This window comes from Halomonas sp. Bachu 37 (assembly GCF_039691755.1).
Taxonomy (GTDB): Bacteria; Pseudomonadota; Gammaproteobacteria; order Pseudomonadales; family Halomonadaceae; genus Vreelandella; species Vreelandella kashgarensis.
This window is the reverse complement of record NZ_CP137552.1, coordinates 2760473-2778933: the sequence shown is the minus strand read 5'-3', so window position 1 is coordinate 2778933 and position 18461 is coordinate 2760473. Positions and strand designations below refer to the sequence as shown.

The window sequence follows — 18461 nt, the reverse complement described above, 5'->3', positions numbered from 1 at the left end:
AACTGGCCAGGAACTGCTTCATGGCTCTGCCAGACAGAGACTATATCCCGCCGACGGCTGTCAGGCAGTGGCGGCGGGATTTATGAGGTGCTTCCCTAATAGTTTGTTCTGGTCGAACTTAAAAACATATAAGCGAGTTGTTGCAAGATTGCATCAAGCTGCATTTGGGCTACCAAAAATATGCTTAATCAAGAAGCTTTCAAGGCTGCTGTCCAGTTGTTTGACAACCCCACCATTGGGTGTTGCCCAGAGTAAGATATGAGATGATGAGTTGTCATACAGGTAATACTGTCCGTCTCCCAAATCCAGTAGAGGAACTGCTGTTTTTGGGTAGGCCGGATCTTGTTTTAAGTCCGCATAAATATTTTTTATATTTAAGTGGTAATCTTCTGGAACGCCCAAGCCATAAGTCTCATAAGCATCATAGATAATCACGCCAAAGGCCGAGAGAAAAGCTTTGTAATCTTCAGAAAGATGGAAGCCGAGACTGTCTTCCAAGTCTTGGATGTTGTTTTTTGATGCCGGACGTATCATTGCTTGATGGTGCGCTACCAATTCTTTCAGCTTTTCCATAATGCCTCCTCGTTCAGTTTTGAGAATTTATTTGATTGGCCCGCTCTTTCCAATGCTCTTGACGCTCTTTGTCGAAATCTTCCCGGTCTATTTCCGATTCTTTAATTTTGTTGTGCAGTATATTGTCGTTACCTTGACCCCGATGTTCGGAGCTGGTGAGTTCAGCCAACGGTGAGTCCTGCTTCTGGCCGATATGATGAAGCTCGATAGGCTTGCTATTCGCATCCAGCGGTGGCCTTCCTTTCTCCATTCTTTGGAGATTAGTGAGCTCAGTGACTGGATCGATCTTCTCGTAATCTATATCGGTGCGAACCAGGACATCTCTGCCATTGACTTGCTCTGGCTCTAGGCTAGCATTCTCATATATATTTGCCTCGGCCTCACTCCCTACTGCATCTAGGACAGATTCTGGAAAACCACCATCCTCTAGGCGCCCGCGTGTCTCTGTACTCACTGGGGGCAGTTCACCCCGTGTTTCCTGTGTTAGTGCAAAAATTGGGCGGTCGAGGTCTTCGACCACCATGCATTTATCCGGCATCTCGCTAGCTAGCAGTGCTAGTCTGCTCGAAGATTCCAAACTTTCAACTGAGAAATTTTCTACATTCATGCAATATCCTCTGCTTCCAGCTCCGCACGCCAGGCGGAATAAATGGCAACATGGTTTTCGTGTTGTAGGCTATAGTCTTTCATTAGGCATTGCTGGGCAGCTAAGAGCAGATCTCCGCTGGGTTCCTTCATGCGTTCCTGCAACATTGCATCAAGCTTCTGCTGTAGCTCCTGGTAATTATCGGCGGTCTGGATCGCTTTAGAAACATGATTCCGGCAACCGAGCACATCAACTATTAGCTGTGCAGTAAAGGCGAATCCCTGCGGTTTCCAGAGTTCCAGAGGTTCACCATGTTTACGTTGAGAAACCGCTGCGGACAGAGCGATTCTGGATGCCGATGAGAGCGGTAGCATGTTCAGGCCTTTCTCGATCAGCCCCAAATCAATTGCGGACGGGTCCCTAATGCGCTTGCTCAGAAGCAGATTAATGACTTGATGATTGAAATTTTGGCGTCGAATATTCGGGTTTCGCGATGGCTGATAGCGATATGGTTGCTCAGTGATGGAGAACTTTTCGACTTGGCAGAGCACCGGTTCCAACCAGTCGTTCTGATAGACGACTGCAACCCCCTTGGGGAGCCTGGCAACCTCATCGAGTTGTTCATCGCGCAAGGCCACAGATTTGCCTATCAACCGCCGGTCAGCCTCTTCCGGCAGGCGCAAGATAATTTTTGTATTAGTATTGCGAATGGCGGCGATATCGACGGCGTTGGGGGACTGATCGACGATAATGAAGCCTTCGCCATAAGTACGCATCTCGGCAATGGCATTGGTCAGCATTTCAACCGCCTTAGCGGCGACACCGGCTCCTTCACTACCACTGTCCGGGCTGCGCTGGAGTATGTTGTGCGCCTCCTCCAATACCGTAACGTGGCGTAACGGCTGGTTCATTCCGCCCTGAGCCATGCGGTACTCACTTAAACGCATGACCAAGAGCCCCATAATGAGCGCCTTTGTTTCGGAAGAACCGACACGGCTCAGATCGACGATGACGCGGCTATCGAACAGAACTTCATCACCAACCTCGTTATCTGTAAAAATCTTCCCGTTCAAGCCGTTAGCAAGTGACTTGACGCGTGTGGAAAGAGAACCAATGTAGTTGCCCTTGAGTTCCTGTGAATAGGCCGAATCCTCAACGACTCGTTCCAGTGCGTGAAGCAGATCGACGAAAGAGGGAAACGAGTCGTTGCCATAGCGGTTGGTGGAGCCATCGAGATCCCAACCACTATCCTGATAGGCTCTCAGCGTCGCATCCTTAAGCACTGCAGGCATGGCCGCATACATCGGCCAACAAATATTAAAGATTTCTATCAAGCGATCAATGTGCTCTAGCACATGGATTCCCGAAGGGAATCTGAAAGGGTTGATTCTGAGAAGCTCGGTGTAGTTAGGGTTGGTACCGAACACTCGGACATCGGTACGCTGACCGAAGACGTTCTTGTATTCGCCCTTTGCAGGTTCGACGACGAGAAAGGGAATATCGGCAGCGCTGATCTGCTCCAGCATACCGTAAAGGGTGTTGCTTTTGCCTGAACCGGTGGAGCCGCTGACGAAAACATGGCTGGTCAGATGATTGAGGTTTAGCGTGATATTCTGAGGCAGGTTTTCCCAGAGGTGACGCAGTTTCCCCAGGGTCAGGCTTCTTTCTGCGTCGGTATCGCTCGGGATATCATCCAAACGCTGGACCTTGCGGCCAAAGGTTTCTGTCGTAACCACTGAAACCGTTGAAGTAGAGCTGCGCGGCAAGCTCAGTTGGATCGCCAATTCCTTGCCAGACACCAATGTGGCGGGTGTCAGGTAGGTGATAGGAACCTGTTTCGAGAAGTTCGTTTTAAGCTGGGGATGGCTGAAGGTTGCCAGCCAGCCGATGATATTTTTCTTATCCTCTGAGTTCCAAGTACTCAAGGCGAAATCTTCATGGCTGGATTTGCTGCCGCGGATCAAACCTAAGAAAATACTGGCCAATGACTCGGAAGAGGCCTGGCTATCGCCAATAAAGTAGGCCGCAGCGTTCCAACCACCGTAGGTTTTGGCCTCGTCGATACGCTCCAAGTGATGGTCGACTCTACGCAGTAACTGCTCGATGCTCTTGTCGGTAGCCTCAATCGAGACCTGCTTGCTCGACCCGAGTGTCTTGTTCAGCGAACGACTATCGGTAACGCCTGTGGTCTGGGTGGACGAGGAAGTTTGGGAGGTGGCGGTGCTTTGGTTGATGCTATGGCTCTCGTTCCTACCATAGGCAGTCGAGTGGGTCGTCCCTGTTGTCTTTTGACTGGAAAAGGCCGTTGCAATAGCTTGTGCGCCGAAACCAACGGCCAGCCCTACTCCCGTGCCTATTCCGGGAAACAAAGCAGTGCCGACTGCGGCGGCCCCTGCCGTTATACTGGTGGTTTTTGCGGCTGTAGTCGGTGCGCTATGCGATTCGGAACGGCCGGTTGTTTCTGTCGTGGATGTTCCCGTGGTCTCTGTCGTACCCTTGGTCTCAGTCAGCCCCAGGCTTTTGCCCAACGATTCGCTCAAGCTTTTGCTGATGTTTAGGCCGACGCTATCGCTTTCCTGTTCACCGAACGACAGTTGCTGTTTGAGCAACGGGGAAAGCTGCGTGGCGACCTGCTCATAACCCGCCCGAATCAAGTCGAGGCTCTGCGAGGAAACCGGTTCGGCCAGGATGATCGCTTGATAGGCGCGGCCTTCGGCGGCATCAATGAAGCGCTCCAGACCCTGCATGAAGTGTTCGCGATTATCGGTGGAAAGAGCGGGAACCCCTGTCACGGATGTTACGCAGGCAGACGGGTTATCTCGCTGCTCCTGTACCGAATCGAGCAGATGATTGGTTTCTTTCAGCGGAAGGGGGCGCAAAGCACTGCCTGGGAAATGCCCCTTGAAGGTCTCTCGCAGTAATTCGCCTGAGTTATGGCCCAACATTTTGCCAGGCTCGCCACGAGTGCCGAGGTAAAGCTCGGTCTGTTGCCCGTCGGAGTTCAGCAGCATGAAGACCGCGTACCCGGCGGCTCCCAGTGCGGTATAGGCCGCAGTCGTACTTTCTAACACGGACTGCTTATTGGCCTGAACGATGCGTTCGATATGGAAGATCCGCACATCAGCGGCACGGCTGAACTGCGCCTCGGACGTATCTGACGCTTGGACCGGATACTGCTCAAGTTCTGCCAGATAGCTGCGGTTGATCAGCGTTTGGGCCGCTGCCAAGGAAAGAGTGGCAGTTTCTTGGATTTCACGAACGGCCAGTGGCTTTGAGGGGGGATTGCTCATCAGCTCCGTCCATTTATCAGGGCTATCAAGAGGACTGCCAGGGCGGCAACGGCACCACCCATCATCAGCGCGGTCCTGAACACGGGGTTGTGCTCGGGGTTGGAGTTTGAGGCATTACCATGTTGAGACTGGCCGCCCTGAGGTTGCGCCGAGGCAGGGGAATAAGACGTTGGGCTGGTGCTGGTGCTGGTGCTGGTGCTGGCGCGTGGCTGAGTGGGCCGAGCGGCAAAGCCTTCCACGCCCTGCTGGCGCAGTAAGCCCCTCACTTCGATCAGATGGTGGAAACGCTCTTCGGAGAAGTTAGTCTTTAGGTAAACAACTTGATCCGCGTAATATTGGCTGTCCCAGAGCTGGCGATCAGATTCCATACCGCGTGCGAAGGCCTTCTCCGAGTAAGTCTCGAACAGATCCGGCACCCTAGCCTTGGTCCAGGCCAAGTCAGTCCGCAGATCTTCGCTGGTTAGGCTGTTCCTGTGCAACTCCATACGTAGCGCAGTGCGTATGGCGAGCAGATCACTTGATGCCACGAACTTTTGGAGGTTATCAGAGGGTGTGTGATTCGAAGCCACGTTGTGTGGACTCCCTGTTTGAAGATGGGAAGGGGAGCGCGGCGAAGGTACGAAGCCTTTCACACCTTGCTCACGCAAATACTCACGCACCTCGATTAGATGCTCGATTCGCTCGCGGGCGAAATTATGCTCGGCGAGCCGAATGTGGCGGCTAAAGTATGCGGTGTTCCAATCCTTGGACTTCGAACTCGGAATGCTTTTTTCAATGCCTGGTTGGAAGCCGCTCAGCAGCTCGGGCGAGTGCTGCCTGGCCTGATTAAGGAGGCCACGCAAATGCTCCGTACTCACTTCGGGGTCCTTGAGCGATGACAGGAATTCCTTCCTGGCCTTGCCAAGCAATTCGGTAGTCGCAGTCATGGGATTCTCCTGATCAGACGGCCAACGTGCTATCGAGTTTGGCCTTGAAATTCTTGATCCATGAATGAAGCTCCCTAGCCTCGGCAATAGCTCGCCCGCGGGCTTCGCGGTCCGTGATCTTCTCTTTCAGAGAGTTCAAAAGCTCGGCAAATTTAAGTTCGAACTCCTCGGTCATGAACGCCACGAACTGCTCAGTCAGACGATTCTTCCCTGCCTCAATCTCGTCGCGTGCATTTTGTACGAGCTTGCTAAACTCCATGTCGATATGCATGTGCCTATCTTCCCATAGAGCGCCTAGATCAACGTAGGTTTCAGTACCGTATTCATAGACGGTTTTAGTGCGCCCCCAAGAAAAGGGGTTATACCAATCCGAGTCCTTGACTTCCCGAGTGCCAGTAACAACCTGCTTTTCTTGAATATCGTCTCGCTTTACAGCCAGATTGAGAGAGATATCGGAGACGGCTTTCCTGACACCTTCTAGGATTGGCAATTCCAGAAGCCCGGATTCATGGAATAGATCTGTAATGTAGCGTTGGTAATCCGCTGTCAAATCCTTGCGAATGATTTCCTGGGTCAAATTAAAGAGGTTCTCGTAGGCATTAACCAGCTTTTTATGATGGAACTGAAGGATTTCCTCAGCTTCCTGGACCCGAATTTCTGCTATATTTACGGGTGTTTCTTGCTTGTTGTCGAAGCGTGCCTCTAGTTTCCTGATGACTGGGTCCGTTGTTGCCTCAAGCTCGACCAGTTGCTTCTCCGTTTCCGGTGGCAGGGTCTTGCCTTCCCGCTCTAGCTTGTCCTTGTAGGCTGCCGTATCGAAACCTTTCTCTTGGCGCTGCTGTAGAGCCTCAATCTCTTCGTTGAGTTGCTCCAGTTGCCGTTCGTTTTGGTCGAGCTGCTCGATTAATTCGGCTTCATTCAGGCCTACCTCAATGGCTCGGTTCATGGCGTCATAGGCGCGCTTGAGGCGGTGAGGGAAGTTATACTTGTCGATGTACTCGTCAATCATCGCTTCGACAGCGGGTAGGCCGCTGCTCGATAGAAGAGGGGAGAGCTTCTTCTCTTTTAGGCTTCGCTTTACCTTGCTGGTGATCGGCATATATTGCAGCAGGTCCATGCTCGGCTCTTCGCTGAATAGGTCGGCCATGGATTTATAGTCGCCGCGCTCCTTGCGGGTGTGCTGGTCGCCGGGCTTGCGGATCAGGCGCGTGAGGTTGGCCGAGACCGGGTAGATCAGTGGGTTGTGGATACCATTGCTAGTCAAGTACTCATTAACCCGCTCCAGTACGGATGGGATATCCTCGCCGTTTTCCGGGTCGAACACGTCCATCTTGTTGATCACGAAGATGAAGCGGTCCTTGCTCTGCTTACCGCCCTTGCGCATTGTTTCGGCGACCAAGCCCAGCAGGTTGCGATCATCATTGGTGCTCAACTGACTGGCATTGAGTACGTAAAGGATCAGCGGGTTACGCTTGGAATCTTGAATGAATCCCATAGTAGTGCGCTGATGTTCATCATCCTGGCTGTTGTTCGGGCCGGGAGTGTCGGTCAAAACCAAGCGTACGCTGGGGCGCTCCTCGATGGCCGTGATGTTGCCCTCTATGTCGATCAGCTGGGTGTCACCCAACTGGTTCCACTCCTTGAGACACTCCAGATTGACATCATATTCATGGCCAACCACTTGCCCGCTGCGGTTGTAGCGCTTGGCCGTGAAGTGCTCGGTCTTTTGGTCGTTGTCGGTAATCCGGGCGATGGTGGCAGTAGTAGCTTCGTTGGCGGCGGGCAACAGGTCGCGGCCGAGCATGGCGTTGATCAGGGTCGACTTGCCCGATGACATGGTGGCCACGACATAGACATCGAAATCGCGATTGAAAGCTTCTTCGATGGACTGACGGACCTCGTCGTTATCCTCGATGAATTGGTCGAACTTTGGATGCTTGCGCGCCTCGGCCATCAATTCACGGATCTGCTCCAGGCGCTCCTCGGTTGGTACGGTCTCGACCCATTCCAGCTCCACCTGCATGCCATTGGTGGTAACGACCTGGGCAGCTTCCTGGATATCCAAGAAATCTGATTCCACGCCCTTGAAGACGATGCTGAAATTGTTATCACCGTGGAACAGGTCGCTCAGCTCGCCGAACAGTCTTTCGACCCACAATTGCAAGCGTGACTCCTTGTAGCTGGAGAGCTTGCAGCCAGCTGCAGGCGCTTGTCCGTTGATCTTGAACTGAGTGTCCACAGTAAAGGGGTTGTGGATGATTTCAATCTCGTTCATGCTGATACCTGGTGTTTTGTTTCTTCTTTTCGGGACTGTGCCCGTACGAATGTAGCCCGCTGCCGATCTATCATTATGACCACTGTCGCCAATCCGCTATATGCCATCAGAAGATGGAGTTCACTTTGATTAGCGGGTGCGACAGATACATTTCGAGTCTCGAACTGCATGTATTTCTTAACGTTTTTTCTGACAATAGCAGGTACGAGCGAAGCTTTAAGAAGAGCGCCGCTGTCTTGTAGGTAGGTGTCTCTGAAATTCGCTAATTCGATACGCTGTTTTCTGGAAAGAGGCATACCTGCCAGTTTTTTCCTAGCATAAAGCGCCGCATTGGCGATCATGGGAACGATGGTGGGTTCGGTATAGCCAACATCGACCAGATAGGAGAAAGCTTGCTCGACATGCTTCGTGAGGCTTTCACCTTTTTCACAATCCAACTGATCGACTTTATTCAGGATAAATACGACCTTATGTGGCCGCTGGAGGCGGGCCAGTTCTTCTTTGACTGTTGTCAGCAGCGCTCTATCATCTCGTGTTCCAAGCTGGGTGGCATTCAGAATATAAAAAACCATATCAAACGGAATGTCCCGAATAGCATCCATTGTCAGCTGAGCGTGACGAGGATCTTGGCTGTTATTTGGGCCAGGGGTATCATGTAGCACTAGGCCTTGTGAAGGTTGACAGTAGGTGCTGAAGTTCCCTTGTAGGATAATATTTCTGATCCGGTCGTCTCTGTTCCATGCTTTTAACTGCTCAGCCTGAATATTTGCTACCGAGTCCAACAGGTCGCCATTATAGGCATAGCAGCAAGCGCTGGTTGAATCGCTGCAGTCATTATGCTCAAGAGTCGTGATGCACGCAGTGGTGGCTTCATTGGCAGCGTGCAGTAACTCCTCGCCAATAAGTGCATTGATGAATGAGGACTTCCCCGCACTCATGGTCGCCAGAATGAGAATGTTGAATTGGCGATGAATGGCAGAAGGTTGCACTTTGCTCTTGGCCAATGTGGTTTCCAATTGTGTGATCAGGAATAAAAATTGCCCATCTGGGGCACTTCCCGCTTGGTCTCCTCCACCCATGCCTCCGGCTCATGCACCTGAATGTTGTTATTCCCATCCAAATATCCACCACAGCGCCTCCTGAGGAACCTTGGCGTGAGGTCGTTGCAGGTGCTGTCCGAAGCTCAATGGGGATTTTCTTAGCAGCCAAGCGATCTTTGGAAGGGTATCGGCAGCCAGCTCGATTCCTTTAGGAAACGCTGCTTAAATCCGCCGCGGCTACCTGGCCTCCCTGCTACTGGAGGCAATGCCGTCCATGAGCTTCCTGTTCCAACAGCACTGTCAGCAAAGCCCTGGACCAATAGCAAAACCTAAATTGCATGCTTGTAACTAACGCTCGCAACAACAGAACCTCTTCCTGGCCAGGGGAATGATCGTTTTTCTGGAGGGGGAGGAGGGTGTGGGCAGCTAGGTGCCCTCCAACGCACCAGCGCGCCGAAGCGAGCTGCTCCGAGCTTCGGCGCACTGGTGCAAGCCCTTTCATGCGCGCACCTGTGCGCACCTGTGCGCAGGGGGTAATAGGGGGCGGCGCGGCGCGCCTCACTTGTCAGAACGCAACGTCACACTAGCACCCCGGCTGCTATTCTTCGAAGAGTCGAAATCCGCCAGCAAATATCTGTGGTCTTAGCTACCCGCCCCCGGCGCTGACCGGATCCAGCCGTTGGCTGTCCCTTCCAGAGCCTACAGTGGGGTGCCTGCTTATAGCTCCAACCCGCCAGACATGCGCTTGCGCTGGCCGCTACACGTATCCCTGGCTGCGCTCTTCCAGTGTCCAGCGCAGGCGGGAAACTAGGGATGTGGTCCCGTCTCTCCTTGTCGGAGTTAGTAGTCGCTGAGGTTTCAGCTGGCTTAATTGTATAGGAAAGTCAACCTGTCTAATTCTAGCAATCACGGAATTGGACGGGACATCGCTGAGCTTGGGCCCTGCAGACTAAAAACAACATGACGTCAGCAAGGACCCATCTATGAAAAGCAGTACTCACTCCACTATGGCTCCTGATGAGCATATCAATGCTAGCAAGGCCGAGACCTCTATCCCGCTCGGCTACGGGACTGAGAATCCTCAGCTGCTCGTTGATGAAAGGCAGGCAGCTCTGGTACGCAGCGTTAAAGGCAGGACCGCGATGGAGACTGGTATGACTAGGTTGAATAGCGCTGAGAATTCTACGCGCTCCCACACAGTATCATTCCAGAGAGTGGACCTAACTGACCTGATGTCTGCAAAAGTCCCGGAAATTAGCTACATTTTCGAGCCTCTGTTTCCTCGGCGCTTTGTAACGTTGCTTGCGGCTCATGGTGGTGCCGGAAAGACCAGCCTAGCCATTGCCTTAGCAGCACATGCAGCTTGCGGACGTGAGTGGGCAGGGTTTTCTGTTGAGGCCTGTCGTGTACTCTTTTTAACTCTTGAGGACGACGCGGAACTGTGTCGTAAGCGATTGCGCGACGTTATTAACCATTATGATCTAGATTGTCAACAAATTGCAGAAAACTTGTTACTTTTGGATGGAACAACCAATAATGTCGCTTTGATGTCAGCATATGAAGGGTATTCAAGACGAGCGGTGCCGACGGAATCTATGCGCGAGCTCAATGACGCTGCATCAGGCATTGACTTCATTATTATAGATAATGCGTCTGACGCATTCGATGGCGATGAGAACATTCGTCGCGAAGTTCGAGCATTCATACATCAGCTAACATTAATAGCGTGTAAAAATAATGCATCCTTAGTGCTCTTGGGCCATGTTGATAAGCATGCTGCGCGAGGAGGAGATAAGGGGAACTTTTTTAGTGGATCAACCGCTTGGCATAACCATGTGCGTTCAAGACTTGCAATGATTGTAGATGACGACGGAAAAGTAAATATTATTCAGCAGAAGCTAAACGTTGGGAAGAAGCTTTCTTACGAATTAGAGCTTGGGTTTACAGGAGATGGTGTAATAGTTCCGGCGGCTGATAATGAGGAAGCTAAGCAGGATGAACTAGCCTCAGATCAAGAAGCAATTATTCGTGCTATGCAAGCTGCTTATACAGCAGGAATCGTAGTTCCTGCCAGTGTGGCACCGGGGGCCCATTCAGCAATGAACAAACTGCAGCAGCTAGCAGATTATGGGAAAATATTCAAAGGCAGGAAAGGGAGGCTACGAGCATCTTATGCTTTAGAATCTCTCCACAGCAGTGGGCGTATCAGGACTGTTAATTACAAGACTCCTCAGCGTAAAATCCGTACCTGTTTTGAACTGGTTGAGCAGCCAGGCTGGAGCTCTATTGTTGGGAAGCGCTCGGAAGCAGCTTGGGAGGAACTGTAGTGCAACTTTGATGCACAATATTAAGAATGCCTGTCTCGCCCTTATGCCAGCATTTTGAGCTTCAAGAGGCTGGCATTGCCCGTATCCAATGAGTCAAATTAACTCTTTATCAAAGTGGGAGCCACAGCCAGGACAGATTACATTTGTCACTTGCTCAGCTATGGTGTCATGGTACGTCCACATTGTGCCGCTTTTGAAAAGCGGAGCTTTGCAGTCATAGCAGTGGGTTCTAAGGGTCCATACCCCGCATTGCTTGCAGTCGAGCTGCCATCTCATCGCTCCGCTCTTCGTTCTCTTTGCCTTGATCGCTCTGTGACGTTCGCCACAACCTATGCAGAAGCTATGTGATACCCATTCCCACTCACCGTGACTATTGGCGGTTTCTTGTGGCTCAGGAAATACACTTTGGAATAACAGAGCCAGCAGGCGCTTGAGGTGCTGCGTCGAGCGCGTACCGGAAGACTTTACGCCGGTCTGTATCCAGCCTCGGTGATGCGAATCCGTACCGCCATAATTGCAATGAGCTCCCCATTCAAGGGGGGACGTGACGGGATATACTGTCGACTCGCAGGGCTGTAAGATGAAAACCTTCCCGCTCTCTACCGCCTTGTCGTAGCCTTTCACCAGAACTAGCTCGTCCAGCATGCGGTGTAGCTCATCTTTTTTCCAGTGGCTTCTGAACTTGGCATCCATAACGATGCCTCCGTATCGGCCAACTTCATCACCCTGACGCCAAGACAACTCTTTATCCGTATTGACAACCTCTAAGATGAAATCTGGTCGTCTCCCCGAGGGCATTTCGGCCTGGCAGGTGAGGGTCACCTTCATTTCTAAATCGTCGCGGGAAAATTCGAAACTGACATTGGTTGCGCGCCCTAGCGAGGTTGCAATCAGCTTCTCTTCCCAGCCTCGCTCCGCCTTGAACTGAAAATCGTGCTGCAGCAGCTGTAATATCTTAAGTAGACACCATTTCTCATAGATATCACTGGCATGAAGTATCCCGATATCACTTATCGCTTCCAGCTTTGACATATCCAAGCCGCCGCGCTCAAAGAAGTCGCGAACCTTGTTGAATGCCGATAGGCAGGCAGCGTAGTCCGGATTGGAGACGAACCGCATTCCCAACGGGAAATTCGAGCTGCGCTGGACCCCTAGGTGGTTAAAAGCATCGTCGGTTACAGCTAATCGCTGAACTCTCCGCTCAATCTCTCCCACTGTAAAGGAAATCTCTTCTTTTTTATCAAGAGCCCGTCGCGCACGTCGCTCTCCTGTCTTTGCTTCGCGTTCGAGCTCGGCCTTTTCACTAGGGGTGAGGCGAACATGCCAATTGTTTACCTCCAAACGTTGCTTCTTCTCAGTTCTTTTCTCCAAGACCTCTGTCTGCGGCACGACCTCATGTACGGAGTTTAACTTGATTTGGCGGAATTGCTTCCCAGACTTTGTGTTTCGAATACAGGAGTCCGCGCTCCCCTTGATCGTGAATCGACGGCAAAAGTGGTATGTTCCCAAGATTAGCTCAAATAGACCTACAGGCAGCACAATCACTCTGTAGTCGACATCGTTGTCGACATTGCGCCTCGTCCCCTCCTGCGGCGTGTAATAGAAAGAATGTTCATTATAATATCTTCTGCCCAGGCAAATCGGAAACCGCCCAACTCTGCCCATTTCATCATCCGGCAAGTTTTGGAAATTAATAATTTTATTCAGCTTGTATGTAATCTCTTCGGTTTGCTGATCGAATACTCTGGGATCAACTGGCCGCTTCTCCAGCTCACGGTTATTCTGGGCGCGCTCATTCTCTTGTGAAGCCAACCTTTCAAGAAAGTTAGATTGCTGCGAGGCAGCCGATAAATAGGCGCCGGCCACTTTCAGAGAAACTGATAACATATGCCGTAAGTACCGGTTCTCGGCTATATCCTCAGCCCTGTCGAAGACCCTACTTGTCAGTTGGCGGGCTACTGGATTGCGTGCATACTCGCGAAAGCTAGCTGTGTTTGGGCGCACCTTTGAGATTGGCTGCGGAGCCTGCCCTTCTCGGATGGTGACGGCGGGAGATGCCAGCACTCTTTGCGATGCATTATGTAACTCTTCCAGCGCGTCAGCGAGCTCGGTCCTAGGCTCCGTGCATGTACCGGTTGCTGTGGCGCCGGCACCATCGTTTATAACCATCCAGAGGAGGTCACCCCGGAAGTCGTCGATATACGCCTGGATGTCGGCGCGACCAAAGGCCGATAAGCGGTTTTCAACTCGCAGCACTACATCGCCTATCCGGATATTGTAGGTACCCGGACTCCGTTGTAGCTCACTCAGGTGTCGCTTGCTGGCATAATCCCAACCATCATCTCGCAGCCACCAGAATCCGCTACCGAATGGATCTAGAACCCGCAACATAGGGGCTTCCTGTCCTGATGCTGTCACGCAAGTCGGCTCCAGGCCCTCGAATCTGCTTCCGAGGCGTATGCCGAGCCACGGATGAAAATCGTTGAAGATCGTGCTTTCAATAACAAACTCGCCCTCGGTGGACGACTCTATCTCCAGCGGAACTGACGCAGCCTCGATTGCCCGGGCAATGCCCATCGACTGCCAATCAATCATCAGGTAGCGAACTTCGATTTCCTGAGACATTACCGAGCCCAGAAGTTGGCGATGCCGTTGTTACCTTCTGAGCGTGCGATCAATTCGTCGAGAGACTTAATAGCAGACTCGTTCACTTGGCTATGATCGAGGCCATCTAATGCTTGTGCCAGCGCATCTCTGAAGTCGATAAGGACATCATACCGCTTCCTCCCATTGGTTGAAGGCCTCTCAATATCAAGAATAATTTTGGGAAGGATTTTGTGTAACACGACGTTATTAAAAGATTCTACCGCTCCAATTCCAGCTTCTTCCCCTCTCTGGATGTAGTTGAGCGATTGTCGGATTGCCCGAAGGCCGAACTCGATTCCTAGAGGGTCGAGGTAATCACGAGCCAGACTAACCAACAGTTTTACATGGGGATCGGCTTGATCGAAGGCGGGGTACTCGCTGCGCGTACCGATGTCAGCAGCAAGCATGTTAACCGGCAGCCCCAAATCCAGGTCGAACTCCTCTAACTCTCTCTCAACCTCTTCCCAGTCCATTAATACTGGATTTCGGAACCGCATGACGTGTGCGCGGTCGAGAATCTTCGGTGAGAGATAATGTGTGGTCTCGTCCACGTTAATCGCACCGACGATCCAGACGTTCTGAGGAAACCGGAATCCGGCCGGGATATCCATCAGAGTCGAAATTGAGCGTCTAATTTTCGCATGGTGATTGAGTACAGTGTCCGCCTTTTGAAAGCCCGCTAACCGGCGAAGCTCAAGGTTGGCTTGGTCATCCATCAGGATATCTTGGAAAGAAGCATCGTCCGGGAGACCAGCACGCTTTCTAGCCTCCTCTTCTAGAGCCAAGAAGATTTTATTATCGGTAACGGCCTGCCGCTCCTCAGCCGCTGAGTACAGGTGGATCCAAGGCGCCTCTGCGCGGGTTTCGAGTAAACTTAGAAAGTCGGCAAAGTAGTACTCAACGCGCGCGAGATTCATCTCATCGAGGCAGATAAAATGGGGTATCTCGGGCTCGCGCACAGCATCCAGCAGAGCCAACAGGAATTGTGACGGTTGATAGCGCTGCTCAATCGGATTGTAGTAGCCCAGCAGATCTTCCGAGCCGGTCCAGTTTGGTTTCACAGGCACAACTGTGCAGCGTGCACCGATAGCGGAGGCTACAGCCTTCACCAGGCTGGTCTTGCCTGATCCAGAGTCCCCTGCGAGCACGATCAGGTCATTCGTGCGCAATAGGGTAAAGTAGTCGAGCAATTGAGCGCGGGTGTAGTGAATTCCCTTACGCCAAAGATACGCCTGAACATATGAAGATAATCGCTGGAAATCGCCGGTAAGTGTCTCTTGGAAATGATGTCCTTCTCGTACGTCTTGGGTTCTTATGGGGGGGAACAGCTTTTCCAGGTCAGTTCTGTCAACGAGATCAAGCGCGACCATCCGTTCGCCCCTCTCTTTGAGAAAATGTTCTAGTTCTCGGAATTTTTGTTCCAACATGCTTCTCCTCTGCACGAACTCCGCCTCCAGAGCCTCGATACGCTCAGCTTGCTGGCTGACTTCGATAGTGATCCGCTTGTACTCGTCGTTGAGCGACTTCTTTTCCAAAACAGCAGATTCTAGAGCCGAACGCGCAGCGTGTAGCTCATCCTCAGCTTCAGAGGTCTCACGGCGAAGCCGATCTTCTATAGCCTGACGCGCTTTTGCCAGTACTAGCGGCATCGGCTCTGATTGAATATTCTGGATTCCCCACCAACTTTCCGGGATGCCACTAAGCGGCTCTAGTGTTCCAGGGCGGACCATGCAGGCGAGTGGATCACCACGCTCTTTTCTTTTCTCCAAGGGCGAAAGATCCAGCTCGGCAAGCGCGAAAGTCTCGTTTCCCCACCGTTTCTGAAAGGCCATAACTTCGGAGGGCAGCACGAACGCGGTCGGGTTTGCTCTGGAGTTTCCGAGTGGGGAGGGGAGTCTGGCCCCTGAACCTGGATGATGCAGCTCCTCTAGGAATCCGAAGGCTCCTTTCTCCGCCAGCCGCAACCGTCCGATGACTTTTATGTGTGAAGGAGCGTGCTGATCCCATGCTTGTGCAAGGTATCCCCGCAGGTCCGCTTCCGACCAGTCGAGCGAGGGTGTTTCTTGGGTAGATTGGGTAGAGGCCTCTCCACTGGCAGCGTCGCTCATACTCTGCTCAGGTAAATTGGATGCCATATGTCTCCCTAACCCTGTCGTAGTATTCAAGTCGTTTTGGACAGCGGGAGATGGTTGTAGAAGCTGTGCCCCTCATAGCAACCTGGTCCTCACAAACGTGACCTGTCCGTATTTCCCTGCCTCATCCCACTGGCTGACGTGAGGCTAAGCGACTACTTTTGTGTAGCCATATGTTATCAGAGCGTAGAGTCTAGGGCAGCAATTCGAGTTAACAGTGCGTTTCAAAGCATCAAGGTACGTTTAGAAACTGGGGAGCTGGCACAACTGCCCTCAGTTGCTCTCCTCACAAATCGAAAGGCACCTGCGAAGTTACTATGAGACACTGTTGCGTTAGGCAGTAATCGAGCAATTACACAGTGAATGACCTCATTATCCTTCGAACGCCTAGCGAAGACCTGCGTACCCTGATCAACATATCCGGTTACCGCCCCTATTTCGCGAATAGAGGGTTGGATAAGGACTTGGACGACTTGGCTCTAGATAAGCGCCGAGGCAGTAACTTTGAGTTGCTGCATCAATGTCAGGCTGAATGGCTGCGCGCCGTCTTTTTAGATTGCGGTGCCGCTTGGCACGACTTAATCAACTCAGCTTGGCAGCGGCATAGCGATCTTTTACGATCCTTCGCACGCGATACCGATACCACCGGGATGATCAAGGCGCGTGCCAAGGGGGCCTTGCTGCGTCTGCTGGTGATTCCCGGGCTGTCCGGCTTCATCTGGCGTGCCAGCCGCGAAATCCCTCTCCTCGACGCCAAAAGTTGGTGGGAAACCCCTTTTTCCGCCTGGCTTCAAGCAGCGGCAAGCCAAAGCGACTTGCCAAAAAAACAGCTGCTGGAGAGGTTTGCTAACCATCTGGGTATCGATCAGCGCACGCTAGAACGCTGGCAACGCGGTAGTTCCGTGGGCAAGGGGCTGTGGCCTTACCGCACCACAATGCAGGCGCTGTTTCCTGACGGCAGCCTGACGGTGAACCAGGCCGAGCAACTCACGGGTTGGCTGGTCATGGCTGTGGCGATGCAATCCTTGTCGGCTGGGCTGCGTGCCAATGTCATGCGTGACTTTCTTGGGCATGATCAGCATCGACTGAAAAGCGAACAGCAGGTCCGAGTGCAGTTGAAGCGGGAGGCTGCCGACCGCAGCAGCCTGCCTCTGCGCAACCAGATTGCCCCCGTGCTGGACGAGTTTAATCAGCTGTTCATTAATAATATCCTAGGCAACGCGCAGCGAATTCGAGAGCGGCTCGACTGGCTTCGTGCGCTGTATGAGCGGCACAGTCCGGCCCAACGTGCGGCCCATGAATACCTGTGGTTATGGCTCACAGCACGTCTGGAAGCCAACCTCGGTGGAAAGAAGAGAGCACTTGAACTGTATGAGGCCGCCTGTAGGCAGGCCTGGTGGCGAGTTGGTCCTAACCAGCATGCGATTCTCCACGAGGCGCTGAGCCATGCCGTTGGCGTGGGCGACAAGGTCAGAGCCAAGCATTATTGGGACAAGTGTTTTCTGCTCGGGTTGAACAACCCACCGAAGCAAGAGTTAGATGATCAGGAAATGCGCCGCCTCTCGTTTGGGTTTGAGCGGCTGTTTCCCACGCAAAAGGCCTGCCGCCGCATTCCACCTGCTTTACGCTTCGAGGTCATAGATAAGCCATTCTTATTATCATCCAAAGATATCGCTAATCCGAATCGTAAACGCGCTCAGGCCGAGGGGCGGATCCGTTACACGCCTTTAATGAATGCAGTAATGCAAGGCTCGCTTGAGGACGTTCAACAGGCAATACAGGCCGGTGGAGATCCGAATGTGTTTATCAAAGAGTCGGGTGAAAACGCTCTGATAATGGCGCTACGCCGAGCCTATGACCAAAAGGATCCTGAGATACTGAATTACCTTTTAAAGCGAGGCATTTGTCCGGACACAGCCAATCGTCCGGCCTCCACTAGGCGGGAAACACCGTTACAAATAGCCATGAACATGGCTGATGCGAAAATTGTTGGCCGGCTGATCGATTTGGGCGCGGATGTCGAGCAATCATGTTTCACTTCGCCTAGCGCCCTGGTTTATGCAATGTCATTGCTGCATGACAGCACCCATGCCAGCGACACCAGCCAACGTAGGGCCTATCTTGAGGGGCGAGTACCAGCAGACGTTTTCGATGCCAAGGGCGGTGCCATTCTGGACTGTGAACTTCCCGCCCAGCGCCAGGCAATGGTGTCATCGCTTGACGAGCCTTGGAAGCGGCGGGTCTTCGAGGCGGTTGAGCAGTACTACTGTCGGCCTATTGATGCGTGCCGCAAAGTAGTTTTGGCACTGCTGAAAAACGGTGCCGATCCAAATCGGCGCTATAGAGATTTCAACGGCAATCGATCTCACTGGACACCTACGCTGTTAGCCGCCCAAGTAGGTGATCTAGTGGTGCTTAAGGCCATGATCGAAGCGGGTGGAAACCCATGGATGACACTCGAAGAAGACGCTCCCTTGGGCGGAAAGGATGCTCTGTGGGTTGCCGTCGCCTACCAGCGCCACGCTGTCGTTGAGTATCTACTGACTATGCTGCCTCGGCATCTCATGTAATGAGCAGTCATTTTTAATTTTTTCTTTCGGTCCCCTGTCGAGCTTCGATGGCTACTCTGCTGCACCATCTATGCAACACATGCATTTGAGGAGCCA

The 18461-nt window shown here is 52.3% G+C and carries 10 protein-coding genes; 2 read left to right on the top strand and 8 right to left on the bottom strand.

The window, feature by feature from the left end; translation table 11 throughout:
• Positions 1-153 precede the first annotated feature (153 nt).
• The 6 genes from R5M92_RS12750 to R5M92_RS12725 are packed head-to-tail and all read right to left on the bottom strand — an operon-like array spanning position 154 to position 8729.
• Positions 154-573, bottom strand: coding sequence for an SMI1/KNR4 family protein (locus R5M92_RS12750; protein ID WP_346796328.1), 420 nt, complete (start codon positions 571-573; stop codon positions 154-156).
• A 13-nt stretch (positions 574-586) separates the two neighbouring features.
• A complete protein-coding gene (locus R5M92_RS12745; RefSeq protein WP_346796327.1) occupies positions 587-1180 on the bottom strand; it encodes an HNH/ENDO VII family nuclease in 594 nt (197 codons plus the stop codon).
• Positions 1177-4449: an ATP-binding protein gene (locus tag R5M92_RS12740; protein WP_346796326.1), complete on the bottom strand. Its 3273-nt coding sequence runs from the start codon at positions 4447-4449 to the stop codon at positions 1177-1179. The genes R5M92_RS12745 and R5M92_RS12740 overlap by 4 nt, the downstream gene beginning before the upstream one ends.
• Positions 4449-5375, bottom strand: a complete 927-nt coding sequence (locus R5M92_RS12735; RefSeq protein ID WP_346796325.1) for a hypothetical protein — start codon at positions 5373-5375, stop codon at positions 4449-4451. Before R5M92_RS12735 ends, R5M92_RS12740 begins: the two co-directional genes overlap by 1 nt.
• 13 nt (positions 5376-5388) lie before the next feature.
• Positions 5389-7650 carry a dynamin family protein gene (locus R5M92_RS12730; RefSeq protein WP_346796324.1) on the bottom strand — a complete coding sequence of 754 codons (2262 nt, stop codon included), beginning with the start codon at positions 7648-7650 and terminating at the stop codon, positions 5389-5391.
• Positions 7647-8729: a dynamin family protein gene (locus tag R5M92_RS12725; RefSeq protein WP_346796323.1), complete on the bottom strand. Its 1083-nt coding sequence runs from the start codon at positions 8727-8729 to the stop codon at positions 7647-7649. Before R5M92_RS12725 ends, R5M92_RS12730 begins: the two co-directional genes overlap by 4 nt.
• A gap of 944 nt (positions 8730-9673) precedes the next feature.
• On the opposite strand from R5M92_RS12725, the gene R5M92_RS12720 reads away from it, so the two are divergent.
• Positions 9674-11017 (top strand): AAA family ATPase, encoded by a 1344-nt coding sequence (locus tag R5M92_RS12720; protein ID WP_346796322.1) that lies wholly within the window; start codon positions 9674-9676, stop codon positions 11015-11017.
• A gap of 93 nt (positions 11018-11110) precedes the next feature.
• On the opposite strand, the gene R5M92_RS12715 is transcribed toward R5M92_RS12720, so the two are convergent.
• A complete protein-coding gene (locus tag R5M92_RS12715; RefSeq protein ID WP_346796321.1) occupies positions 11111-13642 on the bottom strand; it encodes a nuclease domain-containing protein in 2532 nt (843 codons plus the stop codon).
• Complete coding sequence (locus R5M92_RS12710) at positions 13642-15771, bottom strand: McrB family protein (protein WP_346796320.1); 2130 nt, start codon at positions 15769-15771, stop codon at positions 13642-13644. The genes R5M92_RS12715 and R5M92_RS12710 overlap by 1 nt, the downstream gene beginning before the upstream one ends.
• 383 nt (positions 15772-16154) lie before the next feature.
• On the opposite strand from R5M92_RS12710, the gene R5M92_RS12705 reads away from it, so the two are divergent.
• Positions 16155-18365 carry an ankyrin repeat domain-containing protein gene (locus R5M92_RS12705; RefSeq protein ID WP_346796318.1) on the top strand — a complete coding sequence of 737 codons (2211 nt, stop codon included), beginning with the start codon at positions 16155-16157 and terminating at the stop codon, positions 18363-18365.
• Positions 18366-18461: the final 96 nt, after the last annotated feature.